General features: G+C 62.6%; 14 protein-coding genes. 8 read left to right on the top strand and 6 right to left on the bottom strand.

Going from position 1 to position 16,442, the window contains the following annotated elements; genetic code table 11:
* Positions 1 to 17: 17 nt before the first annotated feature.
* Positions 18 to 1,427 carry an FAD-binding oxidoreductase gene (locus RHM62_RS05230; RefSeq protein WP_322124497.1) on the bottom strand — a complete coding sequence of 470 codons (1,410 nt, stop codon included), beginning with the start codon at positions 1,425 to 1,427 and terminating at the stop codon, positions 18 to 20.
* Positions 1,428 to 1,530: 103 nt separating this feature from the next.
* Here RHM62_RS05230 and RHM62_RS05225 point away from each other — a divergent pair, with 103 nt between their 5' ends.
* On the top strand, positions 1,531 to 2,088 hold the full coding sequence (locus RHM62_RS05225) for a cob(I)yrinic acid a,c-diamide adenosyltransferase (protein ID WP_322124496.1): 558 nt from the start codon (positions 1,531 to 1,533) through the stop codon (positions 2,086 to 2,088).
* 34 nt (positions 2,089 to 2,122) lie between these two features.
* On the opposite strand, the gene dxs is transcribed toward RHM62_RS05225, so the two are convergent.
* Genes dxs through RHM62_RS05210 form a run of 3 tightly spaced genes read right to left on the bottom strand, consistent with a single transcriptional unit; the run spans position 2,123 to position 5,120 of the window.
* Positions 2,123 to 3,976, bottom strand: a complete 1,854-nt coding sequence (gene dxs / locus RHM62_RS05220; protein WP_322124495.1) for a 1-deoxy-D-xylulose-5-phosphate synthase — start codon at positions 3,974 to 3,976, stop codon at positions 2,123 to 2,125.
* A 2-nt stretch (positions 3,977 to 3,978) separates the two neighbouring features.
* Entirely contained in the window at positions 3,979 to 4,863 is an 885-nt protein-coding gene (locus tag RHM62_RS05215) for a farnesyl diphosphate synthase (RefSeq protein WP_322124494.1), read from the bottom strand.
* Positions 4,860 to 5,120, bottom strand: coding sequence for an exodeoxyribonuclease VII small subunit (locus RHM62_RS05210; RefSeq protein WP_322124493.1), 261 nt, complete (start codon positions 5,118 to 5,120; stop codon positions 4,860 to 4,862). The genes RHM62_RS05215 and RHM62_RS05210 overlap by 4 nt, the downstream gene beginning before the upstream one ends.
* A gap of 241 nt (positions 5,121 to 5,361) precedes the next feature.
* Here RHM62_RS05210 and RHM62_RS05205 point away from each other — a divergent pair, with 241 nt between their 5' ends.
* The 3 genes from RHM62_RS05205 to RHM62_RS05195 all read left to right on the top strand — a co-directional run bounded on the left by RHM62_RS05205 (position 5,362) and on the right by RHM62_RS05195 (position 8,716).
* Positions 5,362 to 6,462 (top strand): aromatic ring-hydroxylating dioxygenase subunit alpha, encoded by a 1,101-nt coding sequence (locus RHM62_RS05205; protein ID WP_322124492.1) that lies wholly within the window; start codon positions 5,362 to 5,364, stop codon positions 6,460 to 6,462.
* Between the two features lie 7 nt (positions 6,463 to 6,469).
* Positions 6,470 to 7,399 carry a DMT family transporter gene (locus tag RHM62_RS05200; protein WP_322124491.1) on the top strand — a complete coding sequence of 310 codons (930 nt, stop codon included), beginning with the start codon at positions 6,470 to 6,472 and terminating at the stop codon, positions 7,397 to 7,399.
* A gap of 474 nt (positions 7,400 to 7,873) precedes the next feature.
* On the top strand, positions 7,874 to 8,716 hold the full coding sequence (locus RHM62_RS05195) for a sulfurtransferase (protein WP_322124490.1): 843 nt from the start codon (positions 7,874 to 7,876) through the stop codon (positions 8,714 to 8,716).
* On the opposite strand, the gene RHM62_RS05190 is transcribed toward RHM62_RS05195, so the two are convergent.
* Complete coding sequence (locus RHM62_RS05190) at positions 8,703 to 9,299, bottom strand: PEP-CTERM sorting domain-containing protein (RefSeq protein ID WP_322124489.1); 597 nt, start codon at positions 9,297 to 9,299, stop codon at positions 8,703 to 8,705. The two genes, RHM62_RS05195 and RHM62_RS05190, sit on opposite strands and share 14 nt — an antisense overlap.
* An 83-nt stretch (positions 9,300 to 9,382) precedes the next feature.
* Complete coding sequence (locus RHM62_RS05185) at positions 9,383 to 10,057, bottom strand: ZIP family metal transporter (protein WP_322124488.1); 675 nt, start codon at positions 10,055 to 10,057, stop codon at positions 9,383 to 9,385.
* Positions 10,058 to 10,347: 290 nt separating this feature from the next.
* On the opposite strand from RHM62_RS05185, the gene xdhA reads away from it, so the two are divergent.
* Genes xdhA through guaD form a run of 4 tightly spaced genes read left to right on the top strand, consistent with a single transcriptional unit; the run spans position 10,348 to position 16,377 of the window.
* Positions 10,348 to 11,829, top strand: coding sequence for a xanthine dehydrogenase small subunit (gene xdhA / locus RHM62_RS05180; protein ID WP_322124487.1), 1,482 nt, complete (start codon positions 10,348 to 10,350; stop codon positions 11,827 to 11,829).
* Positions 11,826 to 14,162: a xanthine dehydrogenase molybdopterin binding subunit gene (gene xdhB, locus RHM62_RS05175; RefSeq protein ID WP_322124486.1), complete on the top strand. Its 2,337-nt coding sequence runs from the start codon at positions 11,826 to 11,828 to the stop codon at positions 14,160 to 14,162. Before xdhA ends, xdhB begins: the two co-directional genes overlap by 4 nt.
* Entirely contained in the window at positions 14,159 to 15,064 is a 906-nt protein-coding gene (xdhC, locus tag RHM62_RS05170) for a xanthine dehydrogenase accessory protein XdhC (protein WP_322124485.1), read from the top strand. The genes xdhB and xdhC overlap by 4 nt, the downstream gene beginning before the upstream one ends.
* 5 nt (positions 15,065 to 15,069) lie before the next feature.
* Positions 15,070 to 16,377 (top strand): guanine deaminase, encoded by a 1,308-nt coding sequence (guaD, locus tag RHM62_RS05165; RefSeq protein WP_322125327.1) that lies wholly within the window; start codon positions 15,070 to 15,072, stop codon positions 16,375 to 16,377.
* The last annotated feature ends 65 nt before the right edge of the window (positions 16,378 to 16,442 follow it).

Genomic DNA, 16,442 nt, shown 5'->3' with positions numbered 1-16,442 from the left:
CATGGGAGGTCAGCGCATTACCAGCGGATGATCTTGCCGGGATTCATGATGTTTTTCGGATCGAGCGCGTGCTTGATCGCGCGCATCGTGTCGATCGCGTTGACGCCATGCTCCTCGATCAGAAAGTCCATCTTGTGCAAGCCGACGCCATGTTCGCCGGTGCAAGTGCCGTCCATCGCCAGCGCCCGCGTGACCATGCGCGCATTGATCGCTTCGGCCTGCGCGATATCGGCCGCATCATTCGGATCGACCATCATCAGCACATGGAAATTGCCATCGCCGACGTGACCGATGATCGAGTACACCATCCGGTGCTGCTCGCAATCGGCCTTGGTATCGAGGATGCATTCGGCCAGCCGCGAAATCGGCACGCAGCAATCGGTAGAGATCGCCGTGCAACCGGGTCGCAACTGCAGCAACGCAAAGTACGCATTGTGCCGCGCCGCCCATAGCCGCGAGCGCTCTTCAGGACGGGTGGCCCAATCGAAACCGGTGGCCTGATGGCCGGCGACGATGTCGCGCACCTGCGCGGCCTGTTCGGCCACCGAGGCCGTGCTGCCATGGAATTCGAACAGCAACAGCGGTTGTTCCGGCAAGCCGAGATGGTCATGCGCATTGATGGCGCGCACGCCGTTCTCATCAAGAAATTCGACCCGCGCCACCGGCACGCCGAGCTGGATCAGTTCGATCACCGCATTGACGGCGTCGCCGGCGCTGGCAAACGAGCAGACCGCCGCCGAGATCGCTTCCGGTTGCGGATACAACCGCACCGTGACTTCAGTGATGATGCCGAGCGTGCCTTCGCTGCCGACATACAGGCGGGTCAGGTCGTAGCCGGCCGAGGATTTACGGGCGCGCGTGCCGGTCTTGATCACGCGGCCATCGGCGGTGACGACGGTCAGCGCCAGCGTGTTTTCGCGCATCGTGCCATAGCGCACAGCGTTGGTGCCGGAGGCGCGGGTAGCGGCCATGCCGCCCAGCGAAGCATCGGCACCGGGGTCGATCGGAAAGAACAGGCCGGTGTCCTTCAGTTCGACATTGAGCTGCTTGCGCGTGACGCCGGCCTGCACGGTGGCCGTCAGGTCTTCGGCATGAATCGCGATGACACGATTGAATTGCGAGAGATCGATCGAGATGCCGCCCTGCAGCGCCAGGATATGCCCTTCCAGCGAGGTGCCGGATCCGAACGGAATCACCGGCACGCCATACGTGTTGCAGGCGCTGACGATGGCGGCGACTTCGTCGGTCGAGTGCGCGAACGCCACCGCATCCGGCAGCATCGGCGCATACGACGACTCGTCGCGGCCATGGTGTTCGCGCATGGCCTGCGTGGTCGACAGGCGTTCGCCGAGCAGCGCGCGCAGTTGTGCCAGCAAGGCAGACGGCAGGGGCTTCCTGAGTGCGGCGAGATTGACGATGTGGTTCATGGACGAACTCCTTCAAGACCCGGATTTTACCCTGCACGTGCGGCAGGCCCTCAGGTTTTGACGTATCCTCGGGCCTCTTTGAACCTTACTGGCGATCACTCTTATGGGCAACCGACTTTCAAAAATAGCTACCCGCACCGGCGACAAGGGCACCACCGGACTGGGTGACGGCAGCCGTATCGACAAGGATGCGCTGCGCGTCCACGCGATGGGCGATGTCGACGAACTTAATTCACACATCGGCATGCTGCTGTGCGAAGAACTGCCACCGGCGCTGCGCGAGGAGCTGATCTCGATCCAGCACGACCTGTTCGACATGGGCGGCGAGCTGTGCATCCCCGGCTATACGATGATCACTGACGCGCAAGTACTGCGTCTGGATACGCTGTTGGAAAAATACAATGCCGACCTGCCGGCATTGAAGGACTTCATCCTGCCGGCCGGCTCGCGCGGCGCCGCCATTGCCCACGTCTGCCGCACCGTCTGCCGCCGCGCCGAGCGCCACATCGTCAGCCTCGGCAAGGTCGAAACCCTCAACGATGCGCCGCGCCAGTACATGAACCGGCTGTCGGATTTGCTGTTCGTCCTGTCACGCGTGCTGAACCGGTTTGGCGGTGGCAGCGACGTGCTGTGGCAAAAGGAACGCCAGCGCGATTTGTAAGACATCGCGCAGGTCACACGTCATTACAAGGCGGTTATTTCGCCGCATCGCCCCCGAAGCGCAACTGCACCGACGCGGCGATGCCATCCGCATCCAGCCCGCAACCGGCCAGCAATTGCCCGACATCGCCATGATCAATGAACTGGTCCGGCAAACCCAGATGCAGGATGGGCCGGACCATGCCGGCAGCAGCCAGTGCTTCGGCCACCGCTGAACCAGCTCCGCCCATCAACGCCCCCTCCTCCACGGTCACGATAGCGTCGTGCGTCAGTGCCAGCTCCTTGACCAGCTCGACATCAAGGGGTTTGACAAAGCGCATGTTGACCACCGTCGCATTGAGACGTTCGCCGGCCAGCAAGCAAGGTGCAACCATCGTGCCGAACGCGAGGATCGCGATCCGCTCGCCTTGCCGGCGCACTTCTGCCTTACCCATCGGTAGCGCCGTCAACGGCGCGGTAATCGCCACGCCCGGACCAGCCCCGCGTGGATAGCGTACCGCCGCCGGACCCGGATACAAGTAGCCAGTCGTCAGCATCTGCCGGCATTCGTTTTCGTCGGACGCCGCCATCACCACCATATTCGGAATGCAGCGCAGGAAGGCCATGTCGTAATTGCCGGCATGGGTCGCACCATCGGCACCGACCAGGCCGGCGCGGTCCAGCGCAAACGTCACATCCAGATCCTGCAAGGCAACGTCATGGATCAGTTGGTCGTAGCCGCGCTGCAGGAAGGTCGAGTAAATCGCCAGCACCGGCTTGAGGCCTTCGGTCGCCATCCCGGCCGCGAAGGTCACGGCATGCTGCTCGGCGATACCGACATCGAAGTAGCGTGCCGGGAATTGCTGCTCGAAGCGGACCATGCCCGAGCCTTCGCGCATCGCCGGTGTGATACCGATCAGGCGCTTGTCCTGCGCGGCCATGTCGCATAGCCAGTCGCCGAAGACTTGCGTGTAAGTCATCTTGGCCGGCACGGTCGCCGGCTTGATGCCGACTTCGGGATTGAATTTGCCGGGGCCGTGGTACAGCACCGGATCGGCTTCGGCCAACTTGTAGCCCTGCCCTTTTTTGGTCACCACGTGCAGGAATTGCGGCCCCTTCAGATGCTTCAGGTTTTGCAGTGTGGGGATCAGCGCATCGAGGTCATGGCCATCGATAGGACCGATGTAATTGAAGCCGAATTCTTCGAACATCGTGGCCGGCACGACCATGCCCTTGGCGTGTTCCTCGAAGCGTTTGGCCAGTTCCAGCACCGGCGCGGGCAGGACCGACTTGCCGACATTGCGGGCCGCTGCATAGAACTTGCCCGACATCAGGCGCGCCAGATAGTGGTTCAGTGCACCGACCGGCGGCGAGATCGACATGTCGTTATCGTTGAGGATGACCAACAGGTTGATGTCGTCGTAGACACCGGCATTGTTCATCGCCTCGAAGACCATCCCGGCGGTCATCGCCCCATCGCCGATGATGGCAACCGCATGACGGTTCTCGCCCTTGGTGCGCGCTGCCAGCGCCATGCCGAGCGCGGCCGAAATCGAGGTCGACGAATGCGCGGTGCCGAAGGTGTCGTACTCGCTCTCGGCACGACGCGGAAAACCCGAAATGCCGTCGCGCTGACGCAGCGTGTGCATCTGGTCGCGCCGGCCGGTGAGGATTTTGTGCGGATAAGTCTGGTGACCCACATCCCAGACCAGCCGGTCTTCCGGCGTATTGAAGACGTAATGCAACGCGATGGTCAGCTCGACCGTGCCTAGATTGGATGACAGATGGCCACCGGTTTTCGAGACCGAATCGATCACGAAGGTGCGCAATTCATCGGCGAGCTTGCGCAGCTGATTGCGTGGCAGACGGCGCAGGTCTGCGGGCTGGTTGATTGTTTCGAGTAATGGCATGACTAAGCTTTCCGCTGCACGATCAGGTCCGCGAGATCGCGCAAGTGTCGTGCTTTGTCTCCAAATGGCAGGACGGCACGATGCGCGTCGCTACGTAATTTTTCCGCCAATGCCCGCGAGGGCTCCAGGCCCAGGATCGAAACATAAGTCGGTTTGTGATCCGCCGCATCCTTGCCGGCGGTCTTGCCCAGTGTGGCCGAATCAGCGGTTGCATCCAGCACGTCATCGATAACCTGAAACGCCAGGCCGATCGCAGCGGCATAAGCTTCCAGCGCCGCCGTGGCCGCTGCATCCGGCGTGGTGCCGCACCAAGCACCGAGCAGCACCGACGCACGCAACAAGGCACCGGTCTTCAGGCGATGCATCTGTTCCAGCTCCGCCAGCGACAGGTCCATACCGACACTGGCCAGATCGATTGCCTGGCCACCGCACATACCGGCCGAACCGGCAGCATCGGCCAGCAAGCGCAGCATCGCCACGGCACGCGCCGGGTCGATTTCCATGCCGGCCAGTACCAGAAAAGCCTGTGCCTGCAGTGCATCACCGACCAGCAGCGCGGTGGCTTCATCGTAGGCCACATGCACGGTCGGCTTGCCACGACGCAGCGCATCATCATCCATGCACGGCATGTCGTCATGCACCAGCGAATACGCATGGATCATTTCGACGGCGCACGCCGCCCGTGCGACATTGGCCGGCGCAGCATCAAACAGTTCGGCCGCGGCCTGCACCAGCAAGGGTCGCACGCGCTTGCCGCCATCAAGTACGGCATAGCGCATCGCTGCATGCAGGCGCAGCGGCAATGCAGTGGCTGCGGGCAGGTACTGATCGAGTGCGCGTTCGGCATCGGCCTGGGTGGACCGCATCCAGCCGTCAAAACCTGTCATTCGCCGGCCTCGCCAGCAGCACCATTCGCCCCATCAAGTGGCTTGAGCATGTCGCCTTCCAGTACCCGGACCTGACTATCGACCTTGTCGAGCTGAACCGCGCAAAACTTGACCAGCTCGGAGCCGCGCTTGTACGCCGCCACCGATGCCTCCAGCGGCAATTCACCGGCTTCCATTTGCGCCACCAGCCGGGCGAGCTCTGCCATCGCGTCTTCGAACGAGGCGGGCGTATCTGCAGAAGGAAGTTTTTTTGACATGGCTGGCACACGTAAAGAGAAGGTCGCCATTTTAGAACAATCCCCACGATGAAGCCGAAAAGTTCCCGCCGGCGCGGACGCAAGACCGTTTTACTCCACGGCAAACCCGCCGACGCGATCGCGACCTGCTCAGGTATAATCGCCGGTTCTGTCCAAGAATTCCCTTTTTCATACTATTTGAACACCGGTTTTTGCGGGTTCTTTCTCTCTTAGGTTGGTGAAAATTAATTTGGGGGTGGGGATGTCCGATCTGGCTACCAATGCCAAACTGGCGCGCTCCAGCGCACAGCTTCCGGTCAACGTCTACTTCGACGCAAAGTTATATCAGCAGGAAATCCAGCAATTGTTCCGCCAGGGGCCGCGTTATGTCGGTCATCAACTCATGGTGCCCGAGGCCGGCGACTTTTCCACGCTGCCATGGGAAAACGAAGGCCGCATGCTGGTGCGCAATGCGCACGGGATTGAACTGCTCTCGAACGTCTGCCGGCATCGCCAGGCCAAGATGCTCAATGGTCGCGGCAATGCGACCAACATCGTCTGCCCGCTGCATCGCTGGACTTACGACCTCAAGGGCGAACTGCTGGGCGCGCCGCATTTTGCCGAAACGCCGTGCCTGAACCTGTCGAAGACCGCACTGCAAAACTGGAACGGCTTGCTGTTCGAGCAGAACGGTTTCGATGTCGCCGCCACGCTCGGCCAGCTTGACGTGCTGCCGGCGCTCGATTTCGACGGTTATCTGCTCGACCATGTCGAGGTCCACGAATGCAACTACAACTGGAAAACCTTCATTGAAGTCTATCTGGAGGATTACCACGTCGAGCCATTCCATCCGGGCCTGGGCAGCTTCGTTAGTTGCGATGACCTGAAATGGCAGTTCGGCGAACACTTCAGCGTGCAGACCGTCGGCGTCAACCAGGGCCTGGCCAAGGCCGGTTCGCCCAAGTACCGCAAGTGGCAGGACCAGGTGCTCAAATTCCGCAATGGCGCGGTGCCCGATTACGGTGCGATCTGGCTCACGCTGTATCCGAACGTGATGGTCGAGTGGTATCCGCATGTGCTGGTGGTGTCGACGCTGTGGCCGACCGGCCCGCAAACCACCACCAACGTGGTCGAGTTTTATTACCCCGAAGAGATCGTGTTGTTCGAGCGCGAGTTCATCGAAGCCGAGCGGGCTGCCTACATGGAAACCTGTATCGAGGACGATGAAATCGCACTGCGCATGGATGCCGGCCGCAAGATCCTGCTTGAGCGTGGCGTCAATGAAGTCGGCCCGTACCAGTCGCCGATGGAAGACGGCATGCAGCATTTCCACGAATGGTATCGGGCGCATATTGCGTTCTGAGCACTCAATGCAATCGCTCTGGATGCTGTTGGCGACCTTCCTGTTCGCCATCATGGGCGTCTGCGTCAAGCTCGCGTCGGACTACTACAGCATTGCCGAAATCGTCATGGCGCGCGGTGCCATTGGCGTCATTGTCATCGGCGCGCTGATGCTGCTGCGCGGCGACACGCTGCGCACCCGCTTTGCCCGCCATCACTTGTGGCGCGGCACGGTGGGCGTGACCGCCTTCTGGATGTGGTTCTACGCGATCGCCACCTTGCCGCTGTCGATGGCAATGACCCTCAATTACATGGCCCCGATCTGGATCGCTGCGATCCTGTTCATCGGTGGCTGGTGGCGCGGCGTGCGCAGTTTCGAACCCGGCATGATCCTCGCGATCATGGCCAGCTTTATCGGCGTGACGCTGCTGCTGCAACCGGCCATGCATGCGTCGCAATGGATGGGCGCGCTCATCGCGCTGGCTTCCGGCATGCTGGCGGCGCTGGCCTATCTGCAAGTGCGCGAGCTGGGCAAGATGGGCGAACCGGAATCGCGCGTGGTGTTTTATTTTTCATTGACCAGCACGCTGGCCGGACTGGGTGGCGTGCTGCTGGCACCCGGCCCGCTGGCCAATGCGGCGCTGTGGCATGTGCCATCGACCCGGGGACTGCTGTTATTGCTCGCCATAGGCGGCTGCGCCACGGTCGCACAGATGGCCATGACCCGCGCCTACCGCCTCGGCAAAATCCTCGTCACCGCCAACCTGCAATACACCGGCATCGTCTTTTCCAGCTTCTGGGGCGTCTTGTTGTGGCAGGATGTGCTCGGCTGGAAAGGCTGGAGCGGCATCGCCGTGATCCTCTCGAGCGGCCTGGTTGCGACGTACTACAACACGCGCAGCATCAGCAGCACGGATGTGGTGGTGACGAGGTCGGATCCGATTGCCTCGGAGGTTTAGTGGGTTGGAGTTGAAGTTGAAGTTGCCGTGGCTTTTGAAGTACCCCGCATTGAGATAGCTGCCAAAAACGGTAGTCAGGCAGGGGATAAGAGGGCCGCACTGTCTGAGCGAAGCGAGTTTGCGGCCCTCCCCCTGACTGGCTACCGTTTTTGGGAACCCGAAGGGCAGCAGTCTCGCGGTCGCCTTTTTCTTGGTTACTTCTTTTTGGCGAAGCAAAAAGAAGTGACCGGCTGCCGGGCCGCCCCCGGCTAGGTCATGACGGAGCACATACAGTTTCATCAACCGCAAGCGGGCCATTCGGTGCAATGCCCTGCGGTTATTAAACCCTACGGCTAGGTCATGACGGAGCACATACAGTTTCATCAACCGCAAGTGGTGCATTCGGTGCAATGCCCTGCGGTTATTGCACCCTACGATTTGGCGGTTTGCTTCAGTGACCAAAGCCAAAAACCGCACCCAACAAGGAGTCCCGCAATGCCCTATACCACCCTGATCCAAGCCAGTGCGATCAACCCCGCCACCCAACTCCTGATCGACTGCCGCCACGACCTCGCCCAACCCGACGCCGGCCGCATCGCCTATGCCGGAGGCCACCTCCCCACCGCCCGTTTCGTCCAGCTCGACGACGACCTCTCCGGCCCGAAAACCGCCGCTGACGGCAGTTTCGCCGGCCGCCATCCGTTGCCGGCAATGGATGATTTTATCGAGACAATGCGCCGCCTCGGTATCAACGACGACAGCCAGGTCATCGTCTATGATGCCCATGGCGGCATGTTTGCGGCACGGCTGTGGTGGATGTTGCGTTGGGCCGGCCATGCACAGGTCGCAGTCCTCGATGGCGGCTTGCCGGCGTGGATCGCTGACGGCGGCGTCACGACGACGGCCACCGCACCGGTCATGCGCGGCAACATCAGTGCGCGGCCGACGCTGACCCGCACCGTCGATGTCGACCAGGTCCTCGCCAGCCTTGGTTCGACCGCGCTGGTCATCGTCGATGCCCGCGCTGCAGACCGCTTTCGCGGAGAAAACGAAACGCTGGATCGCGTCGGCGGCCATATCCCCGGCGCAAAAAACCGCTGCTTCAAGGACAACCTGCAAGCCGATAACCGCTTCAAGACGGCCGATCAGCTACGCATGGAATTTGCCGGCGTCATCACCACCCCTGCCGCCAGCGTGATGCAATGCGGCTCCGGCGTCACCGCGTGCCACAACCTGCTGGCGCTGGAGATCGCCGGCCTGACGGGGGCAGCGCTGTATCCGGGCTCATGGAGCCAATGGAGTGCCGACACCACGCGACCGGTCGCTACTGGCTCCTAGACCTGCGCAGCCACGCCATCACGCCGAGCAGTGCCAGCCCTCCCAGCATCAGCGCAGTGCTGCCCGGCTCGGGCACCGCAGAGGCTGTCGCCGCCAGCAGCATCGGACTGCCCGGTACCAGCGACGCACCCACCGCCGACATACGATCGGTAGTCAGCGGATTAGCCAGACCCTGCGCAAATGCACCGTTGACGCCCCCGTAAGCGGACTGGAAAAAGAAGGTCACGCCGTAGTCATGGAGCGTCGCATCAGGCGCCTTGTCAAAAAAGTGCAGCACCCCGCCGCCCAATCCGAACAGGTCATTTTTTTCTTCTATCCTGAAGTCCCAGACGGATCCGGCATCGATGGCCGTGATGCCCATGTCGGAAAAATACGGCAGGTAGAAATCGGTCATGTTGTAGCCACGGGCATACGCCAGACTCCCCGCCGACGCAAAGACCGCGTAGCCGAATGTGCCAGCCGGATCGGGAGACACGAAGGTCATGGCCTCAGGCTTATCGCCAAACGCCAGCGCTGACACACTCGTCGATGCCATCAGCGCAAGCGCTGCCCACTTTACCGCCAGTCCAACGTCACTATGCATGGTGAATGTCTTCTCTCGATCAATGGTTATCACACGGATTTTGTGGTCCTTATGATAACGATGAATCCGGATCCGGCAGACCTTTAATGCGACCTTGTCATGAACACCACGATGGCAACACCCAGCCCGATCAGCAAGACTTGCGGAATGGTTTCACGCAGTGTCGCGCGGCGCTGCATTTGCGGCATCAGGTCACTGACGGCAATGTAAATGAAACCCGATGACGCAAACACCAGCACGTACGGAATCCACTGCATGCCCTGGGCCAGCGTGAAGTAACCGAGCAAGCCGCCCAGCACCGCCATCATGCTGCTGAGCAGATTATAAAAGTACGCCCGCTTGCGCGAGAATCCGGCATTGAGCAACACGATGAAGTCGCCGATCTCCTGCGGAATTTCGTGCGCGATGATAGCCAGGCCGGTGACGACACCGAGAGTCGGGTCGGCCAGAAAGGCGGCGGCGATCAGGATGCCGTCGGTAAAATTGTGCATGCCATCACCCACCAGGATCATCCAGCCAGCCTTGCCGGCTTCGTGCGCATCGTGGCCATGCTGATGGGCATGGCCATCGCCTTCATGGTGATGCGAATGGCGCAGGATCGCGGTTTTTTCGAGCAGGAAAAACAGCAGCAAGCCGGCTAGCAATGCCGCAAACAGCGTGTGCGTGTCGGCCCCCGACTCGAATGCTTCGGGCAGCGAATGCAGAAACGAGGTCGACAGCATGATGCCGACCGACAGGCTGACCATGCGGTCGACCATTTTAGAGAGCAGTCCGAATGAAAAAATCGCGGCGGCAGAGATGCTGAAGACGCCCGAGACGGTCGTGACGAACAGGATGCTAACGAGAGTGGTATTGATGGCAGTCCCGGATGGTCAGGCAGAAAGGGACCAAATTATAGTGCACCCGATCAGGCTGACAACAAAGCATCTGCCGTGCGACAACCAATGGTGCGGCTGTCCGGCGGCAATACCCGTCATCAGCCGGCGCGTATGGCAATCGACCGGTCAGCTGCTAACCTAGCCGGATACGATCACCGAGGCCCTGCCCCATGTCCGACTCCATCCGCTTTCATTTCCGTGGCGCCATCCACGAAGTCGATTCCGCTGCCCCGCTGCGCACCGTGCTGCAGCACCTGCGCGAAGACCTGCATTGCACCGGCACCAAGGAAGGCTGCGCCGAAGGCGATTGCGGTGCCTGCACGGTCATGGTCGGCCGGTTGCACGACGGCGCGCTGCGGCTCGAACCGGTCAATGCCTGCATCCGGCTATTGCCGACACTCGATGGCAAGGCGCTATTCACGGTCGAAGACTTGCCGCAAGCCGATGGCACGCTGCATCCGGTCCAGCAGGCGATGGTCGACTGCCACGGCTCGCAATGCGGTTTTTGCACCCCCGGCTTCGTGATGTCGCTGTGGAATCTGTACCTGCAGCGCGAAGGCCAGCCGGCAGCGCCGTCGCGCCGGCAAGTCGATGACGCACTCTCCGGCAATCTGTGCCGCTGTACCGGCTACCGGCCCATCATTGCGGCGGCCACGCGGATGGGCGAACTGCCGCCGGTCGCGTTCGATCGCGCCGCCGTCATCGCTGCGCTGAAAGCGCTGCACAGCGACACGCTGCGTACGCATGCGCTGGCCGATGGCGTCACCTTCTTCGCGCCGCGCACTCTGTCGCAGGCAATTCAATTGCGTACAACCCATCCGGCGGCAACCCTGCTGGCCGGTTCGACCGATGTCGGCCTGTGGTTCACCAAGCAGCTGCGCGTGCTCGGCGATATCGTCTATCTGGGCGAGGTGGCCGGACTCGATGCGATCGACTGCAGCACGACTCATCTGCAGATCGGCGCGACCGCTTCGCTCGAAGCAGCCTATCAGGCGGTCTGCCACTACTATCCGGCCGAACTGACCGAGCTGTGGCAGCGCTTCGCTTCGCTGCCGGTGCGCAATGCCGGCACGCTGGGCGGCAATGTCGCCAACGGCTCACCGATCGGCGATTCGATGCCGTGGCTGATCGCGCTCGCTGCCGAAGTCGTCCTGCAAGGCAGCGCCGGCACGCGCACGCTGGCGCTGGAAGACTTCTATCTGGGCTATCAGAAAAAGGATATGCGTCCCGACGAACTGGTCACGGCGATCCGCATCCCGCTGCCGCAAGCCGGCCGGCAATGGCGCACCTACAAACTGGCCAAGCGTTTTGACCAGGATATTTCGGCGGTCTGCGCGGCCTTCTCGATCAAGCTCGACGGCGACCTGATCACCGATATCCGCATCGCCTACGGCGGCATGGCAGCTACGCCGAAGCGCGCCAGCCACGCCGAAGGCGCGCTGCTCGGCCAGCTGTGGAATGACGCCAGCCTGACCCGCGCGATGGCGGCGCTGGCCAGCGACTACACGCCGCTGGGCGACATGCGCGCCTCCGCCGTGTACCGGATGAAGGCCGCGCAAAACCTGTTGCGCCGCTTCTGGTTCGAAACCCGCACCGATGACCCGCTGGCACCAGCGCAGGTCAATGCCTTTGCGCACGGAGGTACGCCATGAATTCACGTACTGAGCTGCCTGCGAACCTGGCCGGTATTTGGGCCGAAGTCGGCCGCGCGCACCCGCATGAATCGGCCACACTGCATGTGCTGGGCACCGCCACCTATGTCGATGACGTCGCCGAAATCCACGGTACGCTGCATGCTGCGCTGGGTCTGTCGACACAGGCGCATGCCACGTTCACGACGATCGATCTGACTGACGTAAAGGCCTCGGCCGGCGTCGTCGCGGTGCTGGTCGCGACCGACATTCCCGGCCGCAATGACTGCGGCCCGATCATCCATGACGATCCGATTTTTGCCGACGGGCTGGTGCAATATGTCGGCCAGCCGCTGTTCGTCGTGGTGGCCGACACGCACGACAACGCCCGTCGCGCAGCCCGGCTGGCGCAGGTCGACTACACCGCCCTGCCCGCACACCTGACGCCGGAATCCGCTCATGCCGCGCAATCGTATGTGCTGCCACCGATGCGCTTGCAGCGCGGCGATGCGGCGGCGCGGCTGGCGCAGGCACCGCATCGCGCCAGCGGCACGCTGTCGGTCGGCGGCCAGGAACAGTTCTATCTGGAAGGCCAGGTGGCCTATGCGATTCCGCAGGAAGACCGTGCGATGCGGGTGCTGTGCTCGACCCAGCATCCATCCGAAATGCAGCAGGTGGTGGCCCACGCGCTGGGCCTGCTGGCGCATCGCGTCAATGTCGAATGCCGGCGCATGGGCGGCGGCTTCGGCGGCAAGGAATCGCAGTCGGCCTTGTGGGCCGCAGCCGCCGCCGTCGCCGCCGACAAGCTCAAGCGCCCGGTCAAATTGCGTGCCGATCGCGACGACGACATGCTGGTGACCGGCAAGCGCCATTGCTTCCGTTATGCGTATGACGTCGGCTACGACGACAGCGGCCGCATCGTCGCCGTGAAGCTGGAGATGGTGCTGCGCGCCGGCTATTCGGCCGACCTGTCGGGTCCCGTTGCGACCCGCGCGATCTGCCATGTCGACAATGCGTATTACCTGTCGGATGTCGATCTGCGCGCGTTTTGCGGCAAGACCAACACGCAATCGAATACGGCCTTCCGTGGCTTCGGCGGCCCGCAAGGCGCGCTTGCGATCGAGTACGCCATTGATGACATTGCGCGCACGCTGGGCATGGATGCGCTCGACATCCGGCAGCGTAATTTCTATGCAGAGGCCGGACGCGACGTCACGCCCTACGGCCAGCAACTCGACGATAACGTCATCTATCCGCTGGTGGCCGAACTCGAAACCAGCAGCGCGTACCGCCAGCGCCGCGACGATGTGCGTGCCTTCAATGGGACCAGCCCGATCCTGAAAAAAGGCCTGGCGCTGACGCCGGTCAAGTTCGGCATCGCCTTCAATGTCAATCACCTGAACCAGGCCGGCGCACTGGTGCATGTGTATGTCGATGGCTCGGTGCTGGTCAATCATGGCGGCACCGAAATGGGCCAGGGCATCCACACCAAGGTCATGCAGGTCGTCGCCCACGAACTCGGCGTGCCGCTGGCGCAGGTGCAGATCAGCGCCACCGATACCGCCAAGGTCGCCAACACCTCGGCCACCGCCGCCTCGACCGGCGCCGACCTCAATGGCAAGGCGGCGCAACATGCGGCGCGCCAGATCCGCGACCGGCTCGCGGCCTTCATCGCGGGTCAGTACGATGTGCCCGCCGCATCGGTTGGGTTTGCCGATGGCAGCGTGCTGGTCGCGGGTCAGGTGATCCGCTTCGCCGATGTCGTCGCCAAGGCGTATCTGGCGCGGGTGCAGTTATGGTCCGACGGCTTCTACGCAACGCCCGGCCTGCACTGGGATTCGGCCAGCATGACCGGCCATCCGTTCTCGTATTTTGCGTATGGCGCAGCGGTCTCGGAAGTCATCATCGACACCCTCACCGGCGAGTGGAAGTTGCTGCGCGCCGATGCGCTGTACGACGCCGGCGAATCACTCAATCCGGCCATCGACATCGGTCAGGTCGAGGGCGCTTTCATCCAGGGCATGGGTTGGCTGACTACCGAAGAACTGTGCTGGAACAAAGACGGCAAGCTGACCACGCATGCGCCGTCGACCTACAAGATCCCGACGGTGTCGGATTGTCCGGACGACTTCCGCGTCGCGCTGTTCAAGAACCGCAATGTCACCGACAGCATCCATCGCTCGAAGGCCGTCGGCGAGCCGCCGCTGCTGTTACCGTTCTCGGTCTTTTTTGCGATCCGCGATGCGGTCGCCAGCGTCGGCGATTACCGCATCAACCCGCCGCTCAACGCCCCTGCCACCAGCGAAGAAATCCTGAAGGCGATCGAGGCCGTACAACTGGTGAACACTCCGTGAACGCCGTACTCGTGACCGTCGCCAGCGTCGAGGGATCGGCACCGCGCGAAGCCGGCGCGACAATGCTGGTCACGCAGGACGGCCAGCGCGACACCATAGGCGGCGGTCATCTGGAATTGCGGGCGTGCGAGATCGCCCGCGCGATGCTGGCGTTTCCCGACGCGCGCCGGCTTGAACGCTTCGCGCTCGGTCCCGGCCTGGGACAGTGCTGCGGCGGTGTCGTGCAACTGGTATTCGAAACCGTCGATGCCAGCCATCGCGTGCTGCGCGACACGCATCGCACCAGCTGGCGCGTGGTGGCGCTCGATACCGATGCGCCGCCGTTGCTGATCGGCGATGAAACGGCACTGGCCTCATTGGGCTTCGACCCGGCACTGCCGACCCGCATCGTCATTGATGCCGCCGGCCAGCGCTGGTTGGTCGATCGCCGCGCGGCCTGGCAGGCGCACTTGCTGCTGTTCGGTGCCGGCCATGTCGGCGCGGCCATCGTGCGCGCGCTGGCCGACTTGCCGTGTCATGTGACGTGGATCGATGAACGGGCCGAGTCGTTTCCGGCGACCGTGCCGGCCAATGTCACCGTCGAAGTCACCGATGCGCCCGAGGACATCGTCGGGCAGGCCGCCGCCGGCAGCAGCTTTCTGGTGATGACGCACAGCCATGCGATCGACCAGCAACTGTGCGCCGCCATCCTCGAACGCAATGCCGCCGGCTGGTTCGGCCTGATCGGTTCGGACACCAAGCGCCGCCAATTCGAACACCGCCTGCTGGCGCGCGGCATCCCCGCCGACCGGCTGGCCGGCATGACCTGTCCGGTCGGCATCGCCGGCATCAGCGGCAAGGCACCGGCGGTGATCGCCGTTGCGGTCGCCGCCCAATTACTCCAAGTCTGGGAATCCGCTTGAACACAATGATCAATACCGCATCGCCGTTGCATGCCTATCGCGCCAGCCTGCTGCACTTCACCGCCGATCCGGCCTTTGGTGACAATGCCCATGCTTTCCATGAAGACGGTTTGCTGATCGTTGACGGTGATCGCATCCGCGCTGCCGGCGATTACGCGACGCTGAAAGCCACGCTGCCAGCCGATGCGGTGGTGACTGATTACCGCGGCAAACTGATCGTGCCCGGCTTCATCGACACCCACATCCACTATCCGCAAACCGACATGATCGCCTCGCCCGCGCCGGGCCTGCTGCCGTGGCTGGAGACGTACACGTTTCCGACCGAGCGGCAGTTTGCGGACCCCGTGCATGCGCGCGAAGTGGCAGACTTCTTTCTCGATGAACTGCTGCGCTGTGGCACCACCACCGCGATGGTGTACTGCACCGTGCATCCGGAATCGGTCGACGCATTCTTCAGCGCCAGCGAAGCGCGCAACCTGCGCATGGTGGCCGGCAAGGTGATGATGGATCGCCATTGCCCGGGCTTCTTGCAGGACACCGCCGAGTCCGGCGCACGCGATTCCGAAGCGCTGATCCGGCGCTGGCACAAGCGCGGGCGCCAGCTGTACGCGATCACGCCACGCTTCGCGCCGACCTCATCGGATACGCAATTGCAGCTGGCCGGCGAACTCGCGCAAGCCTGGCCCGACACTTACGTGCAGACCCATGTCGCCGAAAACACCGATGAAGTCGCCTGGGTGACGTCGCTGTTCCCGCAAGCGCGCAGCTATCTGGATGTGTACGGGCAGTTCGGCCTGCTGCGCGAGCGGACCATGCTGGCGCACTGTATCTGGCTCGACGCCGACGACCGCGCGCGGATGGCAGCGACCGGCGCGGCAGCGGCGATCTGTGCGACGTCGAACCTGTTTCTGGGTAGCGGGCTATTCGATTTTGCGGCGGCCGATGCAGCACAGGTGCGCTTGTCGCTGGCCACCGATGTCGGCGGCGGCACGTCGTTTTCGATGCTGCAGACGATGAATGAAACCTACAAGGTCGCGCGCATGGGCAACACGTATTTACCGGCGCTACGGATGTTTTATCTGGCCACGCTGGGCGCGGCGCGCAGCATGCAGCTCGAAGGCACGATCGGTAATTTTGTTGCAGGAGCGGAAGCCGATTTCATTGTGCTCGATCCGCAGGCCACACCACTACTGGCGCGGCGCACGGCGCGCACAAACAGCCTGGAAGAATGGCTGTTTGCGTTTGCCATGCTGGGCGATGACAGAGCCGTGATGGCGACGTATTCGGCGGGGCAGTTAGTACATGTACGGTGAACAGCCACGCTAATCCCGACATGCGCCACATGTGCCGACAGCTTGGCGGCATGACGGTTTGCGTT

The sequence above is a fragment of the Actimicrobium sp. CCC2.4 genome, assembly GCF_034347385.1.
Classification (GTDB): domain Bacteria; phylum Pseudomonadota; class Gammaproteobacteria; order Burkholderiales; family Burkholderiaceae_D; genus Actimicrobium.
The sequence above is the reverse complement of the archived record's forward strand: the minus strand, read 5'-3'. Positions and strand labels throughout refer to the sequence as shown.

What these genes read in the sequence shown, in the direction of transcription:
- RHM62_RS05190 (WP_322124489.1), bottom strand. Translation starts at nt 9,299, where the DNA reads ATGCATAGTGACGTTGGACTGGCGGTAAAGTGGGCAGCGCTTGCGCTG.
- guaD (WP_322125327.1), top strand. Translation starts at nt 15,070, where the DNA reads ATGATCAATACCGCATCGCCGTTGCATGCCTATCGCGCCAGCCTGCTG.
- RHM62_RS05225 (WP_322124496.1), top strand. Translation starts at nt 1,531, where the DNA reads ATGGGCAACCGACTTTCAAAAATAGCTACCCGCACCGGCGACAAGGGC.
- RHM62_RS05185 (WP_322124488.1), bottom strand. Translation starts at nt 10,057, where the DNA reads ATGGTCGACCGCATGGTCAGCCTGTCGGTCGGCATCATGCTGTCGACC.
- RHM62_RS05195 (WP_322124490.1), top strand. Translation starts at nt 7,874, where the DNA reads ATGCCCTATACCACCCTGATCCAAGCCAGTGCGATCAACCCCGCCACC.
- RHM62_RS05230 (WP_322124497.1), bottom strand. Translation starts at nt 1,427, where the DNA reads ATGAACCACATCGTCAATCTCGCCGCACTCAGGAAGCCCCTGCCGTCT.
- RHM62_RS05215 (WP_322124494.1), bottom strand. Translation starts at nt 4,863, where the DNA reads ATGACAGGTTTTGACGGCTGGATGCGGTCCACCCAGGCCGATGCCGAA.
- dxs (WP_322124495.1), bottom strand. Translation starts at nt 3,976, where the DNA reads ATGCCATTACTCGAAACAATCAACCAGCCCGCAGACCTGCGCCGTCTG.
- RHM62_RS05200 (WP_322124491.1), top strand. Translation starts at nt 6,470, where the DNA reads ATGCAATCGCTCTGGATGCTGTTGGCGACCTTCCTGTTCGCCATCATG.
- xdhB (WP_322124486.1), top strand. Translation starts at nt 11,826, where the DNA reads ATGAATTCACGTACTGAGCTGCCTGCGAACCTGGCCGGTATTTGGGCC.
- xdhA (WP_322124487.1), top strand. Translation starts at nt 10,348, where the DNA reads ATGTCCGACTCCATCCGCTTTCATTTCCGTGGCGCCATCCACGAAGTC.
- RHM62_RS05205 (WP_322124492.1), top strand. Translation starts at nt 5,362, where the DNA reads ATGTCCGATCTGGCTACCAATGCCAAACTGGCGCGCTCCAGCGCACAG.
- RHM62_RS05210 (WP_322124493.1), bottom strand. Translation starts at nt 5,120, where the DNA reads ATGTCAAAAAAACTTCCTTCTGCAGATACGCCCGCCTCGTTCGAAGAC.